18 protein-coding genes are annotated in these 15,297 nt (G+C 71.1%); 14 read left to right on the top strand and 4 right to left on the bottom strand.

The genetic code is table 11. The annotated features are described in order from the left end of the window. Positions 1-162: 162 nt before the first annotated feature. Genes ACQBAU_RS12100 through ACQBAU_RS12085 form a run of 4 tightly spaced genes read left to right on the top strand, consistent with a single transcriptional unit; the run spans position 163 to position 3,620 of the window. A complete protein-coding gene (locus ACQBAU_RS12100) occupies positions 163-1,212 on the top strand; it encodes a DUF58 domain-containing protein (RefSeq protein ID WP_434550671.1) in 1,050 nt (349 codons plus the stop codon). Then, positions 1,209-2,192, top strand: a complete 984-nt coding sequence (locus ACQBAU_RS12095; protein ID WP_465256435.1) for a VWA domain-containing protein — start codon at positions 1,209-1,211, stop codon at positions 2,190-2,192. The genes ACQBAU_RS12100 and ACQBAU_RS12095 overlap by 4 nt, the downstream gene beginning before the upstream one ends. Beyond that, positions 2,183-3,154, top strand: coding sequence for a VWA domain-containing protein (locus tag ACQBAU_RS12090; protein WP_434550669.1), 972 nt, complete (start codon positions 2,183-2,185; stop codon positions 3,152-3,154). Before ACQBAU_RS12095 ends, ACQBAU_RS12090 begins: the two co-directional genes overlap by 10 nt. Positions 3,155-3,182: 28 nt before the next feature. Beyond that, the gene (locus tag ACQBAU_RS12085) at positions 3,183-3,620 is read left to right on the top strand and encodes a pyrimidine dimer DNA glycosylase/endonuclease V (protein ID WP_434550668.1); all 438 of its coding nucleotides are present in this window, start codon (positions 3,183-3,185) and stop codon (positions 3,618-3,620) included. Here ACQBAU_RS12085 and ACQBAU_RS12080 read toward each other — a convergent pair. Further along, entirely contained in the window at positions 3,567-4,163 is a 597-nt protein-coding gene (locus ACQBAU_RS12080; RefSeq protein ID WP_434550667.1) for a MarR family winged helix-turn-helix transcriptional regulator, read from the bottom strand. The genes ACQBAU_RS12085 and ACQBAU_RS12080 overlap by 54 nt on opposite strands. 78 nt (positions 4,164-4,241) lie before the next feature. Between ACQBAU_RS12080 and idi the strand changes: the two genes are divergently transcribed. Genes idi through ACQBAU_RS12045 form a run of 7 tightly spaced genes read left to right on the top strand, consistent with a single transcriptional unit; the run spans position 4,242 to position 9,878 of the window. Continuing rightward, positions 4,242-4,832 carry an isopentenyl-diphosphate Delta-isomerase gene (idi, locus tag ACQBAU_RS12075; RefSeq protein ID WP_465256436.1) on the top strand — a complete coding sequence of 197 codons (591 nt, stop codon included), beginning with the start codon at positions 4,242-4,244 and terminating at the stop codon, positions 4,830-4,832. Further along, positions 4,829-5,944: a polyprenyl synthetase family protein gene (locus ACQBAU_RS12070; RefSeq protein ID WP_465256437.1), complete on the top strand. Its 1,116-nt coding sequence runs from the start codon at positions 4,829-4,831 to the stop codon at positions 5,942-5,944. The genes idi and ACQBAU_RS12070 overlap by 4 nt, the downstream gene beginning before the upstream one ends. Continuing rightward, positions 5,941-6,828, top strand: a complete 888-nt coding sequence (locus ACQBAU_RS12065; RefSeq protein WP_434550664.1) for a phytoene/squalene synthase family protein — start codon at positions 5,941-5,943, stop codon at positions 6,826-6,828. Before ACQBAU_RS12070 ends, ACQBAU_RS12065 begins: the two co-directional genes overlap by 4 nt. After that, positions 6,825-8,381, top strand: a complete 1,557-nt coding sequence (crtI, locus tag ACQBAU_RS12060; protein WP_465256438.1) for a phytoene desaturase family protein — start codon at positions 6,825-6,827, stop codon at positions 8,379-8,381. The genes ACQBAU_RS12065 and crtI overlap by 4 nt, the downstream gene beginning before the upstream one ends. Next, entirely contained in the window at positions 8,378-8,704 is a 327-nt protein-coding gene (locus ACQBAU_RS12055) for a lycopene cyclase domain-containing protein (RefSeq protein WP_434550662.1), read from the top strand. Before crtI ends, ACQBAU_RS12055 begins: the two co-directional genes overlap by 4 nt. After that, positions 8,701-9,003, top strand: a complete 303-nt coding sequence (locus ACQBAU_RS12050) for a lycopene cyclase domain-containing protein (RefSeq protein ID WP_434550661.1) — start codon at positions 8,701-8,703, stop codon at positions 9,001-9,003. Before ACQBAU_RS12055 ends, ACQBAU_RS12050 begins: the two co-directional genes overlap by 4 nt. Continuing rightward, positions 9,000-9,878, top strand: coding sequence for a prenyltransferase (locus ACQBAU_RS12045; protein WP_465256439.1), 879 nt, complete (start codon positions 9,000-9,002; stop codon positions 9,876-9,878). Before ACQBAU_RS12050 ends, ACQBAU_RS12045 begins: the two co-directional genes overlap by 4 nt. A gap of 88 nt (positions 9,879-9,966) precedes the next feature. Here ACQBAU_RS12045 and ACQBAU_RS12040 read toward each other — a convergent pair whose 3' ends face one another. From ACQBAU_RS12040 to ACQBAU_RS12030, 3 genes are all read right to left on the bottom strand, one after another. Beyond that, complete coding sequence (locus ACQBAU_RS12040) at positions 9,967-10,458, bottom strand: hypothetical protein (protein WP_465256440.1); 492 nt, start codon at positions 10,456-10,458, stop codon at positions 9,967-9,969. Between the two features lie 7 nt (positions 10,459-10,465). After that, entirely contained in the window at positions 10,466-11,623 is a 1,158-nt protein-coding gene (locus ACQBAU_RS12035) for a hypothetical protein (RefSeq protein WP_465256441.1), read from the bottom strand. A gap of 102 nt (positions 11,624-11,725) precedes the next feature. Then, positions 11,726-12,706, bottom strand: a complete 981-nt coding sequence (locus ACQBAU_RS12030; protein WP_465256442.1) for a serine hydrolase — start codon at positions 12,704-12,706, stop codon at positions 11,726-11,728. Positions 12,707-12,792: 86 nt separating this feature from the next. Here ACQBAU_RS12030 and ACQBAU_RS12025 point away from each other — a divergent pair, with 86 nt between their 5' ends. Genes ACQBAU_RS12025 through ACQBAU_RS12015 form a run of 3 tightly spaced genes read left to right on the top strand, consistent with a single transcriptional unit; the run spans position 12,793 to position 15,191 of the window. Continuing rightward, on the top strand, positions 12,793-13,701 hold the full coding sequence (locus tag ACQBAU_RS12025; RefSeq protein ID WP_465256443.1) for a hypothetical protein: 909 nt from the start codon (positions 12,793-12,795) through the stop codon (positions 13,699-13,701). Positions 13,702-13,707: 6 nt separating this feature from the next. Continuing rightward, entirely contained in the window at positions 13,708-14,439 is a 732-nt protein-coding gene (locus ACQBAU_RS12020; RefSeq protein ID WP_465256444.1) for a YggS family pyridoxal phosphate-dependent enzyme, read from the top strand. Then, positions 14,436-15,191, top strand: coding sequence for a sirohydrochlorin chelatase (locus ACQBAU_RS12015; RefSeq protein ID WP_465256445.1), 756 nt, complete (start codon positions 14,436-14,438; stop codon positions 15,189-15,191). The genes ACQBAU_RS12020 and ACQBAU_RS12015 overlap by 4 nt, the downstream gene beginning before the upstream one ends. Positions 15,192-15,297: the final 106 nt, after the last annotated feature.

Raw genomic sequence — 15,297 nt, 5'->3', positions numbered from 1 at the left:
CCGCCGCAGGGCCAGCAGCCCGGCAACTTCCCGTCGCCGGGTCAGTACCCGGCACCCGGGCAGCAGGGCCAACCGCAGCAGGGCCATCCCCAGCAGGGCCAACCGCAACAGGGGTACGGGCAGCAGCAGCCTCGTCGCCAAGACTTCGGCTAGGCCGACACGGTGCCCGAACCACAGTTCGCCCCACCCTCGGGACCGCCCGTCGACGCCGCGGCGTCGGTCGTCGGTGAGCCGACGCAACCCACGATCCCGCTCAACAAGCTCGCACCCGAGGCGGCGCTGCGCCGACTCGAGCTGACCATCGTCCGTCGGCTCGAGGGCTTCCTGCTGGGTGACCACATGGGCCTGTTGCCGGGTCCCGGGTCGGACCCGAACGAGGCTCGGCCCTACCAGCCGGGCGAGGACGACGTCCGCAAGATCGACTGGGCCGTCACCGCCCGGACCCAGACCCCACACGTCCGCGACACCATCAGTGACCGGGAGCTGGAGATCTGGGCCCTGCTCGACGTCACCCCGTCGATGAACTGGGGCACCGAGGGCGTCACCAAGCGTGACCTCGGGATCGCTGCGATCGCCACCATCGGCTTCCTGAGCCAGAAGATGGGCGACCGGTTCGGCGGCTACATGATGCGACCCGACGAGCTGCGCCGGCTCGAGGCGCGATCCGGTCGGACCGCGCTCTACGGCCTGCTGCGCAAGATGTTGGACGAGCCGCTGGTGCACGACCACGACACCGGCCCGCTCAGCCTCGCCGAAGGCATCGAACAGTTGTCGCGGACCCAGCGACGTCGCGGCATGCGCGTGGTGGTGTCGGACTTCCTGACCCCCGGCGACCACGAGGTCGACCCCGACGTCGAGCCGGAGTGGGAGCGTCCGATGCGCCGCCTCGCGGTCCGCAACCAGGTGCTCGCGATCGAGGTGCTGGACCGCCGCGAGGTCGAGTTCCCCAACGTCGGCGACATGCTGATCCGTGACCCCGAGACCGACTTCGAGCGGTACGTCAACACCTCCGACACCGGCACCCGGGAACGGATGAACGCGGCCAGCCAGGCCCAGCGGGAACGAATCCGGGTCGCCCTTCGTCGTTCAGGAGTGGGCCACATCCAGCTGCGTACCGACCGCGACTGGGTGGCCGACATCGCGCGCTTCGTGCTCTCCTACCGGCGCGTGGCCGCGATCCTGCACCAACCGCCGCAGGGGGTGAGCCGGTGAACGACTTCTTCCGCAGCTTCGTCCCGGTCGCCTTCGAGTTCCCCGTCCGGTTGCTCCTGCTGATCGCGATCCCGGTGCTGGTCGGGCTCTACGTCTTCGCGATGCGCCGCAAGAACCGCCGCGGCATGCGCTACACCAACACCTCGATGCTGCAGGCCGTGATCGGCAAGCAGTCGCAGTGGCGCCGCCACCTCGCGTTCGCGCTCGCCCTGCTGAGCCTGGTCACGTTGACGATGGCGTTCGCCAAACCGCTCGGCGAGGCGCTGGTTCCGCGGGAGCGGGCCACCATCGTGCTGGTGATCGACACCTCGCTGTCCATGCAGGCCACCGACGTCGAACCGAACCGGCTGCGCGCCGCCCAGGACGCCGCGATCACCTTCGTCGACCAACTGCCGGACCGGTTCAACGTGTCGGTGGTGTCGATGGCCGGGAACACCCGCATCATCACCACCCCCAGCGTCGACCACCAGCAGGCGAAGCGGGCCATCGAGACGTTGACCCTGTCGGACTCGACCGCCCTGGGGGACGGCATCGCCGCCGCCATGCAGTCGCTCGACCAGGCACCCAAGAACCCGAACGACCCCGAGGGTGCGATCCCCGGGGCGATCGTGCTGCTGTCCGACGGTGAGAACACGACCGGCCAGTCACCCCAGCAGGAGGCCGCGAAGGCGGCCGAGCGGGGGGTGCCGGTCTACACCATCGCGTACGGCACCGAGAACGGCTACGTCGACCTCGAGGGCAAGCGCGAACCCGTCCCGGTGAACCACGACCAGATGAAGGAGTTGGCCGAGATCAGCGGAGGCCAGTACTTCGCCGCCGCGTCGGCCGAGGACCTGGCCGTGGTGTACGAGAACATCGGCAGCTCGGTCGGATACGTGACGAAGTTCCAGGAGATCACCGCGCGCTACGCTGGGCTGGGACTGGTGTTCGCCGTCGTGGCGGCGCTGGGAGCGATCTCGTTGGCGGTGAGGTGGCCATGATCCCGATGATCGAATTTCTCGCCCCGTGGCGACTGTGGTGGTTGTTGCTGGTGCCCGTCCTGGGTGGGCTGTACCTGGTCGCCACCTGGCTGCTCGGCCGCAAGCGTCTCAGCCGGGGACGCTCCAGTCTGGACTCGGTGATCCCCCGGGAGCCGGGCTGGCGTCGCCACCTCGCGGTCGGGCTGTCGATCCTGAGCCTGTTCACGTTGACCATCGCGTACGCACAGCCGAAGACCGAGGTGGCGGTACCGCGCGAGCGAGCCACCATCGTGGTGGCGATCGACGTCTCCAAGTCGATGGAGGCCACCGACGTCGACCCGAGCCGGTTGGAGGCGGCGAAGAAGGCCGCCGCCGACTTCGTCCGCGGCATGCCGGACAAGTTCAACGTCTCGCTGGTGACGTTCGCGGCCACCTCCCGGCTGGTGGTGCCGCCCACCACCGACCACGCCCTGGTGGTCCAGCAGATCGAGAACCTCTACCTGCAGCCCGGTACCGCGATCGGTGAGGGCATCTACAGCTCGCTGGAGTCGTTGCTGCTGGTGCCACCGGATCCCGACGACCCCGACGCCGAGGTGCCGGCCCGGATCGTCCTGCTCAGCGACGGCAAGACCCAGACCGGCCGGTCGGCCGACATGGCGGCCAAGGAGGCCAAGGAGCAGAACGTCCCGATCTACACCATCGCGTACGGCACGAAGGACGGCGTGATCATCACCGAGGGCGGCCGTGAGGAGCCGGTCCCGGTGGACTATCCCGAGTTGGCGAACGTCGCCAAGGTGTCCGGCGGCAAGGCGTACGCCGCCGAGTCGGCCAGCCAGCTCGAGGAGGTGTACGACGACATCTCCTCCTCGGTCGGTGTCGAGATGGTCGACCAGGAGGTCACCTCGCAGTACGCCGGCCTCGGCCTGCTGCTGGCCGTGCTGGCCGCGGCCGGTCTGGCCTCGTTGGCCGCCCGATGGCCCTGACGCCGGCGCCGCCCGCCCGGGACCGCTGATGCGTCTGTGGTCGCTGCATCCGCAGTACCTCGACCGGCAGGGCCTCACCGCCTGCTGGCGGGAGGCTTTGCTCGCCCAAGCCGTCCTGGCGGGTCGGACCCGCGGCTACACCCGACACCCACAACTGCACCGGTTCCGGGCGACGGCTGACCCGCTGGTCGGTCTCGCCGGCTACCTGGCGGCGGTGGCCGACGAGGCGGACGGGCGTGGGTACGCTTTCGACCGTGGGCGGATCATCGCGACGCCGGCGGTCGGTGAGGGCATCGTGGTGACCGACGGCCAACTGCGCTTCGAGCTCACCCACCTGATGGGCAAACTGGCGGTTCGGAGCCCCGACGTGGCCCGGCGGTGGTCCGACGTCGACCTGCCGCGCTGCCACCCGTCATTCGTCGTCGTGTCCGGCCCCGTCGCCGACTGGGAGCGTGCTGTCGGCTGACGCCTCGACGGCACGCTCGGTCGCACTCAGGGCGGCCAGGAATCCGATCACCACGTCCCGTTCGGCCGGGCTCAACCGTGCGGCGACGGTGAACCGCCGGGCGTGCTGGCGCCCGGTCGATTCGCGGGCAGCGACCCGGGTGGCGTCGGTCACCGCGACCACGACGGCGCGGCGGTCGGTGGGATGCGGGCTCCGGACGACGTGGTCACCGTGCTCGAGTCGGTCCAACAGCTTCGTGGTCGAGGCACTTGAGATGCCCAGGTAACGGGTCAGCGCTCCCGGGGTCACGAGGCGCTGTTGGTTGTGGGCGGCGATCAGGTACCGCACCGCCCGCATGTCGGTCTGGTTGAGCTTCATGTAGCGCTGGGAGGCGGCGTTCATCCGCTCGGCTGCCTCGTGCCAGTCGCGCAGCGCATTCATCACCGCCACCACCTGGTCGACCTCGGCGGGGGACAGGTCTGCCCGATCGACGAGCTCTCCCTCGGCGTCGACCACGCGCGGATCGTGCATCGCTGCGGCGATCTCGTCGCGGGGCCGGGTCATGGCGCAGATGCTATCCCCAGTCCGACACATCATGCTAGGCTAAAAGTACGCCAAGCGAGATAATAGACGGGATAGTCAGTGCTGATCGATCAGACCCTCGAGGAGGTCGAGCAGGTGATCCTGCTCGACGAGGCGTGTTCCCGGGTCGGTGTGGCTCCGAAGAGTTCGGTCCACCACGCCGACACCCCGTTGCACCTTGCCTTCTCCTGTCACGTCACCGACCCCGCGGGTCGAGTCCTGGTCACCCGGCGAGCCCTGTCGAAGGCGACCTGGCCGGGCGTGTGGAGCAATGCCTGCTGTGGCCATCCGGGCCCCGGCGAACAGGTGGGCGACGCCGTCACACGACGCGCCCGGGACGAGCTGGGGATTGCGGTCGAGGCGGTGACCCTGGTACTCCCCACCTTCCGGTACCGGGCCGTGGACGACTCGGGTGTGGTCGAGAACGAGGTCTGCCCGGTCTACACGGCCCGCACCCGCGACCAACCGGATCCGGACCCGACCGAGGTGATGGCCCACCGGTGGGTGCGACCCGGCGACCTCGCCGCCTCGATCGCGCTCACCCCGTGGGCCTTCAGCCCGTGGTTGGTGAGCCAGGCTGCTGAGCTGCCGCTGCTCGCCGCCACGCGGCGCACGGGCGCACCGGGGCCCACTGATGGCGAGGCGCGATGACGACCACATCACGTACGGCCACATCACCCACGGGCACATCGCGTACGGGGCAGGTCGATCCTGCGCCGGGTGCCCCGGAGGTGACGGCGTTCCTGGACGAGTTCTTCACCCGGCAGGAGGCGCGGGCCCAGTCGTACGACGAGCCGTACCGCAGCCTGTGGCGGTGGATCGCCGACGCCGCCCGGGGCGGCAAACGGCTCCGTCCGGCGCTGGTGCTGCTGACACATCGGCACCTGGCCGGGCCGGCGACCACAGCCGAGTCCGGCGACGTGGTCCGGCTGGCCGCCGCCTTCGAACTCCTCCACACCGCCTTCGTGATCCACGACGACGTGATCGATCGCGACCTGCTCCGGCGGGGGCGCGCCAACGTCGAAGGGCAGGCCATCGTGGCCGCCATCGACGCCGGCGCGGGCGACGACCGAGCTGCGGGGTACGGTCGCGCCGCCGCCATCCTGGCCGGCGACCTGCTGATCAGTGCCGCGCACCGGCTGGTCGCCGGGGTGTCCCTGCCGCCGAGGCGCCGGGAGGTGCTGCTCGACCTGGTCGACGACTGCGTCCACCGCGCCGCAGCGGGCGAGCACGCCGACGTGTGGAGCTCGATGGTCGCGCCTGCCGACCAGCAGGTCGTGCTCGAGACGGTGGCGAACAAGACGGCGGCGTACTCATTCGGTGCACCGTTGCAGGCCGGGGCGCTGATGGCGGGTGCGACGGCGGACGTACGGGCCCGGCTCGGCCAGGTCGGGCGTCACCTCGGGATCGCCTTCCAACTGCGTGACGACGTGCTCGGCGTCTTCGGGGCCGAGCACGTCACCGGCAAGAGTTCGACCGGTGACCTGCGGGAGGGCAAGGAGACCCTGCTGATCGGGCATGCACGGCACGACCCGGCCTGGCGTGACGTCGCGGTGCTGTTCGGCCGGCCCGACCTCGACGCCGACGGTGCCGCGCGGCTGCGCACCGTGATCCGCGACAGCGGCGCACTCGAGCAGGTGGAGCGCCACATCGCCGACAACGTCGACGCCGCCCGCGCTCTCATCGCAGGGCTCGCCGTCCCCGCAGGATTGCGCCAACAGCTGCTCCAGCTCTCGGGTGTGGTGGGGGAGCGGTGGCGGTGAGGGGCTCGGCACTGGAGCTGTACAGCCACGTCGCACGACGCAGTGCTGCCCGCGTGATCGGTGGCTATTCGACCTCGTTCGGGTTGGCCAGCCTGCTGCTGGGGTCCGAGGTCCGCGAGCACGTGGCGAACGTGTACGCGTTGGTCCGCGTCGCCGACGAGATCGTCGACGGCACCGCCCAGGAGGCCGGACTCGACGTCGAGTCGTGTCGCACCTCGCTCACCCAGCTCGAGCAGGAGGTCGAGCACGCCCTGACCAGTGGCTTCAGCCCCAACCTGGTCGTCCATGCGTTCGGCCGGACCGCCCGACACGTCGGCTTCGGCACCGAGCTCACCGCGCCGTTCTTCGCGTCCATGCGTCGTGACCTCGACCCGGTGGCGCTGACCGAGTCCGAGTTCGCGACCTACGTCCACGGTTCCGCCGAGGTGGTGGGGGTGATGTGCCTCCGCGCCTTCCTGCTCGGCCACGAGGTCGACGACGGGCAACGCGCGCGGCTCGAACTCGGCGCCCGACACCTCGGCGCCGCGTTCCAGAAGATCAACTTCCTGCGCGACCTCGGCGAGGACTACCTGCAACGGGACCGCCGCTACTTCCCCGGCGTCGATCCGGCCCACATCACCGAGGAGCAGAAGGTCCAGCTGTTGGCAGACATCGAAACCGATCTTGCCGCCGCCGCCCGGACCATCCCCGAGCTGCCCCCGAGCTCCCGTCGCGGGGTCGCGGCAGCCTGTGCCCTGTTCACCGCCCTGGTCAAGACACTGCACGCGACTCCGGCCAGCCGGCTGTTGACGACCCGGGTGAGTGTGCCGACGGTCCGGAAGGCAGCCATCTGGGTGGGCGCAGCCGTGCGGCCGACCCGGTCACGGGCCGGGGCCCTCCGATGAAGCGCCGGGTCGCGATCATCGGTGGTGGCGTCTCGGGGCTGGCGACCGCCGCCCTGCTCGCCGCCGACGGCCACCGGGTCGACCTCTTCGAGGCCCGTGCCGACCTGGGAGGGCGGGCAGGTTCGTGGACCGCGGCCGGGTTCCGGTTCGACACCGGGCCCTCCTGGTTCCTGATGCCGGAGGTGTTCGAGCACTTCTACCGGCTGCTCGGCACGACGACGGCCGAACAGCTCGACCTGGTACGCCTGGACCCCGGCTACCGGGTGTTCTTCGAGTCCGGTGAGGCGCCGCTGGACGTACGTGCCGATCGCGCGGCGGTGCTGGAGCTGTGGGACGAGGTCGAACCGGGCAGCCGGCCGCGGATGGCGCGCCACCTCGACTCGGCCCGGACGACCTACCGGCTCGCGGTCGACCACTTCCTCTACGACGACTTCGCCGCACCCTGGCGACTGCTCACCCCGTCGGTGCTGCGCCATGCCCACCGGTTGCCCCGGCTGCTGGGCCAGTCACTCGACGCCTTCGCCGCCCGTACGGCGACCGATCCGCGGTTGCGCCAGCTGCTCGGCTACCCGGCGGTGCTGCTGGGCACGTCGCCGTACCGGGCGCCCAGCATGTACCACCTGATGAGCCACCTGGACCTGGAGGACGGGGTGTCCTACCCGCTGGGCGGCTTCGCCGGACTGGTCGCCGGCATCGCCCGGCTGGCCCGGCACCACGGGGCGGTCCTGCACACCGAGAGCCCGGTCACCCGGATCACCGTGCGGGACGGCGTCGCCACCGGTCTGACCCACCGCGACCCCGTCGGTGACACCCACCACGTCGCGGCGGACGTCGTGGTGTCCACGGCCGATCTGCACCACACCGAACAGCACCTGCTCGATCGACGACACCGGACGCGCTCCACCGCCACCTGGTCCCGGATGGATCCGGGGCCATCGGCGGTCCTGGTGATGCTCGGGGTACGGGGACGACTGCCGCGCCTGGCCCACCACAACCTGCTCTTCACGACCGACTGGCGGGCGAACTTCGCCGCCATCGAGGCCGGCCGGGTGCCCGACCCGGCGTCGGTGTACGTGTGCCGCCCGAGTGCCACCGACCCGGACGTGGCACCGGCCGGGGACGAGAACCTGTTCGTCCTGGTGCCGCTGCCGGCCGACGTCACCATCGGGGCAGGCGGTACCGACGGTACGGGAGATGCGCGGGTGGAAGCCGTCGCCGATGCCGCCGTCGACCGGATCGCGGCCTGGACCGGCGAGCACGACCTGGCCCGGCGGGTCGTGGTGCGCCGGACCGTCGGGCCCGCGGACTTCGCAGGCGACTTCAACTCCTGGCGTGGCTCGGCCCTGGGGCCGGCCCACGTCCTGCGGCAGAGCGCCTTCTTCCGTGGTCGCATCGCCTCGCCGCGGGTCGCGGGTCTGCTCCACGCCGGCGCGACCACGGTGCCCGGTGTCGGGGTGCCGATGTGTCTGATCAGTGCCGAGCTGGTGGCGAAGCGGCTCCGCGGGGTGCGCGGTGGTGGTCGGTTGCCCGAGCCGGCGGAGGTCGGGGCATGAACGTCGTCTACCTGGCGGTGCTGTGCGCCCTGATCGGCTGCATGGTGCTGCTCGATCGTCGCTTCGGCCTCGTGTTCTGGCGCAACGCCCGTCACGGCTGGCTGCTGCTGGTGATCGGAGTGCTGTTCTTCGGCCTGTGGGACCTGGCCGGGATCGGGCTGGGCATCTTCTTCCGGGCACCCACCACCTTGATGACCGGGGTGCTGTTGGCCCCGGAACTGCCGCTGGAGGAACTGTTCTTCCTCGTCTTCCTCTGCTACCTCACCCTGGTGCTGTACGCGGGGTCACTACGGCTGGTGGGCCGACGGGACGGAGCGGCATGACGTACCTGGTGTTGTGTGCGGTCTTCGTCGGATTCGCCGGCCTCGTCGCCGCCCTCACCTGGCGGTCCGGCCCCCCGGGCCGGCTGCCGGCCCTGCTGCTGACCGCCCTGGTCCTGGTGGTGCTGACGGCGGTGTTCGACAACGTGATGATCGCCGTGGGGTTGTTCGCCTACGCCGAGGAACACATCTCCGGCTGGCGGATCGGCCTCGCACCGGTGGAGGACTTCGCCTACCCGATCGCCGGACTGCTGCTGTTGACCTCGCTCCAGCACCTGCTGCGTCGGCGGCGGGCGACGTGACCGCGCCCGCCGGTCTCCGGCTGGCCGGACACGTCGTCCTCGCCTCACGACCGCTGAGCTGGATCAACACCGCCCACCCGTTCGCGATGGCGTACCTGCTGAGCACCCGTGAGGTGGACCTCGCCCTGGTGGTCGGGACCCTGTTCTTCCTGTTCCCCTACAACCTGTTGATGTACGGGGTGAACGACGTCTTCGACCATGCCTCGGACGTGGCGAACCCACGCAAGGGCGGCGCCGAGGGGGCGGTGCTGCCCCGTTCGGTGCACCGAGTCACCCTGCTCGCGGCGGTGGGGGTGTCGGTGCCGTGCGTGGCCGTGCTGGTCGCCCTCGGCGGCCCGGGGTCGTGGCTGGTGCTCGCGTTCAGCCTGTTCGCCGTCCTGGCCTACTCGGTTCCGGGCCTCCGGTTCAAGGAACGTCCCTTCCTCGACTCGATCACCTCCTCGGTGCACTTCGTGAGCCCGGTCGGCTACGCACTCACCCTCGCCGGGGCCGGGTTCACCCCTCAGGTGTGGGCGGTGCTCGGCGGCTTCGGGGCGTGGGGGGTCGCCGCCCACGCCTTCGGTGCCGTCCAGGACGTCATCCCGGACCGGGTCGGTGGGATCAGGTCGATCGCCACCCAGCTGGGCGCCGCGCCGACCGTCCGGTTCGCGATCGGGATGTGGACGCTGGCAGGGCTGCTGATGATCAGCGCACCATGGCCGGCACCGCTGGTGGCACCGCTGGTGGTGCCGTACGTTGCCCTCGCGGCACCGTACGTACGGCTCGCGGACCGGGACTCCGCGCGGGCCAACCGCGGCTGGCGGAAGTTTCTCATGATCAACTACGGGGTCGGCTTCCTCATCACGTTGTTGATCATCTGGTACCTGCTGCGGTGACAGGACGCAGAACAGCCCGGCACCGAGACGGCGCCGGGCTGTTTGCCTTGCACGATCAGTTCAGTGATCGACTCACATGATCAACTCGTCAGCCGTCCTGCCAGGTGAACCAGGTCAGCCAGAGGTTGTTGTAGGCGCCGTACATCCGAGGCGAGTCGGCGGCGATCTTCACCCCGTCCCGGTCGTAGCAGCGAATGATCGTCGTGCTGAGGCCACCCGAGGCGCCGCAGGTGTAGCCGAGCCGAGCCAGCGACTCGTCCGGCGAGACCGACAGCGACATGATCGGCCCCGGAGTGTTCGACCGGATCAGCAGGTCCCCGTCGTCCTCGACCTCCACGCCGGTGACCCCGACGCAGTAGTGGGCCGAGTTCGCGTGGATGCGGGGCACCGTCTCACCGGCGGCGTTGCGTTCGTCGAACCGGATCACACACCCCCGGATCGCGACCTTGTCGTTGTGGTTGGCGTCGCGTAGGTAGTCCTCGGCGGTGGCGCCGACGGCGCCGGCACCCACCAGGGCGAACGCGGCGACCAGGCCGATGACGATCCGCCGTACGACCGTGGAACCAGTGAGCAGCTTCATGGCCGACTCACTTCCCGTAGCCGGTGTCGAGCAGCAGGCGGGCCGTACGCAAGGTGTGGCCGGCTTCGCCGTGGTACCAGGGCAGCGACCCCCAGTTGTTGTCGGAGAACTGCTCCTTGCAGAGCTGCAACAGCCGGACCGCGTTCTCCGGCTCACCCATCAGGACGGCGCTGTAGGCCATCTCGGTGTGCGGGAAGTTGTTGTCGATCTCGTTGTACATCCACCGCGGGTAGGCATCCGGGGCGGTGTAGGCCTGCCAGGCCAGCTTGGACATCCGGTCGTTCGGCTTGGTCACGTCCAACTGCACCTGCCAGTACTGGCACCAGGCGTCGGCCATGAAGCGGTCCCACGGCTCGGAGTCCTTGAACAAGGTCTCACCGTGGCCCCAACCCCAGTTCTTGCGCTCCTCGTCCCACAGGATGTCGATCATGGCCCGACGCGTCTGCCGTGCCTTGAGGGCGAGGAACCGGCCCTGCTGCCCACGACCAGCCCGGCGCATCAGCCAGGCGAGCTTGCTGAGGCCCTTGTAGACCACCCCGTTGTCCTGGACGTACTTCATCTTGACGTTCGGCCGGGCCCAGCACAGGTGGTCGGGCATCCGGACCCCGTACTGGCCGTCGGTGGTCGCCGAGGCCATCACCCAGTAGGTGTCGAGGTTCTCCATCACCAGGTGCTGCAGGTCGCGGTCACCGGTCTGGAAGGCGTCGTACGCGGCGATCATCGGCACCGTGGTGCCGGCGTCGGTGGAGCTGTACTCGCCGAGGCTGGTCTCCTCGCCGGTCTCCTCGTCGTAGTGCCAGTCGCTCACCGTGCCGGGGATGCCGTACGGGTCCTCCTCGGCGGTGTTGACGTGGTTGAGCATCCAGCCGATGTACTTGCCGAGCGCCTCGCGGCTGCGCGGCGTGTTGGCCGCGGCCAGGCCTTGGGCGGCCCAGTTCGAGAAGTACGGCTGCAGTTGATCGTCGGTGGGGCCACGCAGGGCGCCCGAGGCCACCTGCTTGCCGACGATGTAGTCCACCTGTTCTTCGATCCAGGCGTTGAGGTCGAGGCTCGGTGGTGCGGCGTGGGCCCGTCGTGCCGGTTGGGCCAGGCCGCCGACGGCGAGGCCCGCCGCGGTGAAGGCGAGGAGGCTGCGCCTGGTGGTCCGGAGCGGTCGAGTGGTCATGGGGGGTCCCTCTCGTCGAGGTCGCACATCTCCGTGCAACCGTTTGCGTCAACGTAGGGGGAAGATGTCCGATTGGTCAAGGGTCACCATGCGCCGGTCGGGTCAGCAGCCGTCGGCCGGGGCCACCTCGACGTGTGCCAGGGCCCATGCCGCCAGTCGGTCCAGCGCCACCGTCCCGTCGGCATAGGTGCCTGAGTCCGGTTCGGCCGCCAGGGCGACGGCGACCCGGGTGCCATCGCCCCAGGCGACGATCGCCAACTGCCGCACCAGGTAACCGCCGTCGGGGCCGGGACCCCAGCCACCCTTCACCGCGGCCGTCACGGAGTCCGGCAGTGCCGACGCGGCGAAGCCCCACCGCTGGCCGTCGTCGACCTGCGCCATCTCGGCCATCAGCTGCTCCCCGCCGGCCAGGCAGGGGAGTCGTGCGGTGAAGGTGGCCTGGTCGTCCAGTCGCCACTCGGTCTGGCCGTAGATCGACCAGGGCGCCCGACGCCGGACGTCGGGGACGACGGTCCGCCGGTCGCCACCGTCGCGGAGCACCTCGGTCACCCGCCCGGCGGCACGGGTCGGGTCCGACCAGTCCTGCCACAGCGCCTCGGCGGCCTCGTTGTCGGAGCTGCGGATCGCCCGCCGGACCAGCGATGTCGTCGGCTCCCCGGGGCGGTCGGCCATGGCGGCGAGTGCGAGCGGGACCTTCGCGGTCGACCACGCAACCCCGGTCGACAGGGTGCCGAGCTGGTGGGCCGGACCCCCGCCGAGGGCGGTGACTGCGATCCCGAGCCGGGCGCCCGACTGCCGCTCCAGGGTGGCGAGTTCGGCGTCCAGCTCGGAGAGGTTCGTGGCCGGGGTCGTGGCGGCCTGACTCGTCGGGCCCGGGGTTGGACTGGGTGGCGGGGTGGGAGTGGCGGGCGGGCTCTCGGACTGGGATGGCATGGCGCTCCGCGGGGCGGAGGGGGTGGCGGTCGGCGTCCCCAGCGGGACCACCGGAGTCAACGCACACGACCCGAGGACGGCGGCAGCCACGGCGAGGACCACCGCGGCCAGGACGCGTCGGGCCGGTGGTGGCGTTGGGGGTGGCCGCACCCGGGCTCCTCATGCTGGGGACTGGCTGACATGATATGGGGTCGCACGCCTTCTAGGATGGGGGCAGGACGAACCCCAGAGGAGCCATGCCCAACTGCCCGAACTGCGGTGCCGAGGTGGCGCCGACCGTGCTGTCGTGTGCGGCCTGCCGGATGCCGCTGCCGCCCGACCTCGGGCAGCAGTCCGGGACGTGGGGGCGTCCCGGGGCGTCCGGGGGGCCCGACACCACTCAGGTGTCCGGCCTGTACCGCGACGACGTCGGCCCGGGCAACGCCGGCTGGGCGGCGGCACCGCCGGCACGGTCGATCCGGCTGGACCAGCCCTCGCAGGCAACCCACCAGCAGGCCCCGTACCAGCAGGCCCCGTACCAGCAGGCCCCGTACGGCAGCCCCGGCTCGGCGGATCACGTGTTGTACACGCGGCCCGACGGGGCGTCGACCCCACCGCCACCGCCGTCGGACCCGCTGCCGGTGAACGACGACTGGGAACGTCGGAAGCGACGCCAGACCATCACGATGATCGTGCTGGTCGGCGTCGTGCTCGCGGTGGCGCTGGCCAGTGCGGGTGTGGTGGCGGTCTCGATGCTGCAGACGCCACAGGCCCAGCAGACCGGGCAGCCCGTGCCCCCGCCCGTACCGCCGAGCAGTGCGGCACCGGCTCCGCCGTCACCGACCGCGGCCGAGACGACCCCGGCGCCGCCGACGCCCACCCCGACTCCGACCCCGACCCCCACGCCGGGCGAGGGCCCGACCACGATGGCAGCCGGCGCCAAGCCGTGCGGCGGCAACGTCTTCGTCCCCGCATCGGGCACTTCGTGCGAGTTCGCCAAGGAGGTCGCCGCGGCCGTCGCCGCCGCCGACCCCGAGGCGACCCGGTTCGACGTCGAGGCACACAGCCCCGTCACCAAGAAGGACTACACGATGGCGTGCGAGCGCAACCGGACCCAGACCACCTGCCGCGGCGGCAACAACGCCGTGGTGTGGCTGCGGAGCTGATCGCCGATGAACGAGTACGCGACCCGGGTCGCGGCGAACCTGGCCGACGTCCGCCGCCGGATCGACGACGCCTGCCGCGCCGCGGGCCGCGATCCGGCCGAGGTCCGCCTGCTGCCGGTCTCCAAGACCTTCGGGGCCGACGCCGTCCGGGCCGCCCACGCCGCCGGGGTGCGGGTGGTGGCGGAGAACAAGGTGCAGGAACTGCAGGCGAAGGCGGCCGAGCTCGCCGACGAACTGCCCGACCTGGGCTGGGCCGCGATCGGGCACCTGCAGACCAACAAGGCCAAGGTGGTGGCCCAGCTCGCCACCGAGTTCCACGCCCTGGACAACCGACGGGTCGCCGCCGAGCTCGACAAGCGGCTGGCGACCGCCGGCCGCGAACTGGACGTGTTCGTCCAGGTGAACTCCTCGGGGGAGGAGTCGAAGTTCGGGCTGGAGCCGGACGCCGTCGCGGCCTTCGCCGACGAGCTCGCCGCCTTCGGCCGGCTTCGGGTCCGAGGGTTGATGACGTTGGCCGCCAACACCGCCGACACCGCGCGGGTCGCCGGTTGCTTCGACACGATGGCCGGGCTCCGCGACCGGCTCCGCGCCGGCGGCGCCCCCGGCAGCTGGGACGAGTTGTCGATGGGCATGTCGGGCGACTTCGAGCTCGCGATCAGCCACGGCAGCACCTGCGTCCGCGTCGGGACCGCGATCTTCGGGGTACGGCCCGCGCCCGGCGGGGCGGGGGCCCGATGACCACGGGGACGACCGAACCGACCGAACCGACCGAACCGGCTGAGCTGCTCCCGGTGTTGCTGGCGTGCCCGCACGGCACCTCGTCCCTGCCGGGCCGTACCGCCATCACCGCGTTGGTGGACGCGGTTGCCGCGGCCCTGCCCCGGGTCGAGGTGCGGCAGTCGTACGTCGACGTCGAGCAGCCGTCGGTGCCGGACGCGCTCGCCGACCTGGCCGACCGCGAGGTGGTCGTGGTGCCGCTGCTGCTGGCCGCCGGCTACCACGTCCACGTCGACCTGGCCGCGGCGGTGGACGGCTGCGGCAACGACCGGGTCCGGCTGGCCGCCGCCCTCGGCCCTGATCCGCGGATCGCCGAGGTGCTGCACCAGCGACTCCGCGAGACCGACTGGCGACCCGGCGACCATGTCGTCGTCGCCTCGGCCGGATCCTCCGACGCGAGCGCGGTGGCCGACGGAGCCACCGCCACCGAGCTGCTCGCCGCCCGGATCCGCGGCACGCACCCCGAGCACCCGGCCGACCGGGTGCACGTCAGCTACCTCGCCGCCGGGGAACCGCGCACCGCAGCGGTGGCCGACCGGCTGCGCGCCACTGGGGAACGCGTGGTGGTGGTGAGCCACCTGCTCGCGCCCGGCTTCTTCGCCGGGATCGCCGATCGAACCGGCCCGGTGGTCAGTCGACCGCTGCTGCGGCCCGACCAGCCGGCACCGGTCCCGTTGGTCGACCTGGTGGTGGACCGCTTCAACCGGGCCTGAGGTCCGCCCACCGCAACCGGGATCCCAGCTCTGGTGCGGAAGTGGTCCATGGTGCACAATGGACGTGGATCCGCCTGTGTTCGGCGAGGTTGTCGGGGAAGGCACA

Origin of the sequence: Carbonicoccus niuqiaonis, from assembly GCF_050157065.1 — a bacterium.
Lineage (GTDB): Bacteria > Actinomycetota > Actinomycetes > Propionibacteriales > Propionibacteriaceae > Avipropionibacterium.
This window is presented reverse-complemented; position numbering and strand designations above follow the sequence as displayed.

Excerpts from the sequence above, each read along its gene's own strand:
- ACQBAU_RS12020 (WP_465256444.1), top strand. The coding sequence starts at position 13,708 with ATGAACGAGTACGCGACCCGGGTCGCGGCGAACCTGGCCGACGTCCGC.
- crtI (WP_465256438.1), top strand. The coding sequence starts at position 6,825 with ATGAAGCGCCGGGTCGCGATCATCGGTGGTGGCGTCTCGGGGCTGGCG.
- ACQBAU_RS12025 (WP_465256443.1), top strand. The coding sequence starts at position 12,793 with ATGCCCAACTGCCCGAACTGCGGTGCCGAGGTGGCGCCGACCGTGCTG.
- ACQBAU_RS12070 (WP_465256437.1), top strand. The coding sequence starts at position 4,829 with ATGACGACCACATCACGTACGGCCACATCACCCACGGGCACATCGCGT.
- ACQBAU_RS12015 (WP_465256445.1), top strand. The coding sequence starts at position 14,436 with ATGACCACGGGGACGACCGAACCGACCGAACCGACCGAACCGGCTGAG.
- ACQBAU_RS12035 (WP_465256441.1), bottom strand. The coding sequence starts at position 11,623 with ATGACCACTCGACCGCTCCGGACCACCAGGCGCAGCCTCCTCGCCTTC.
- ACQBAU_RS12085 (WP_434550668.1), top strand. The coding sequence starts at position 3,183 with ATGCGTCTGTGGTCGCTGCATCCGCAGTACCTCGACCGGCAGGGCCTC.
- ACQBAU_RS12040 (WP_465256440.1), bottom strand. The coding sequence starts at position 10,458 with ATGAAGCTGCTCACTGGTTCCACGGTCGTACGGCGGATCGTCATCGGC.
- ACQBAU_RS12080 (WP_434550667.1), bottom strand. The coding sequence starts at position 4,163 with ATGACCCGGCCCCGCGACGAGATCGCCGCAGCGATGCACGATCCGCGC.
- ACQBAU_RS12050 (WP_434550661.1), top strand. The coding sequence starts at position 8,701 with ATGACGTACCTGGTGTTGTGTGCGGTCTTCGTCGGATTCGCCGGCCTC.
- ACQBAU_RS12055 (WP_434550662.1), top strand. The coding sequence starts at position 8,378 with ATGAACGTCGTCTACCTGGCGGTGCTGTGCGCCCTGATCGGCTGCATG.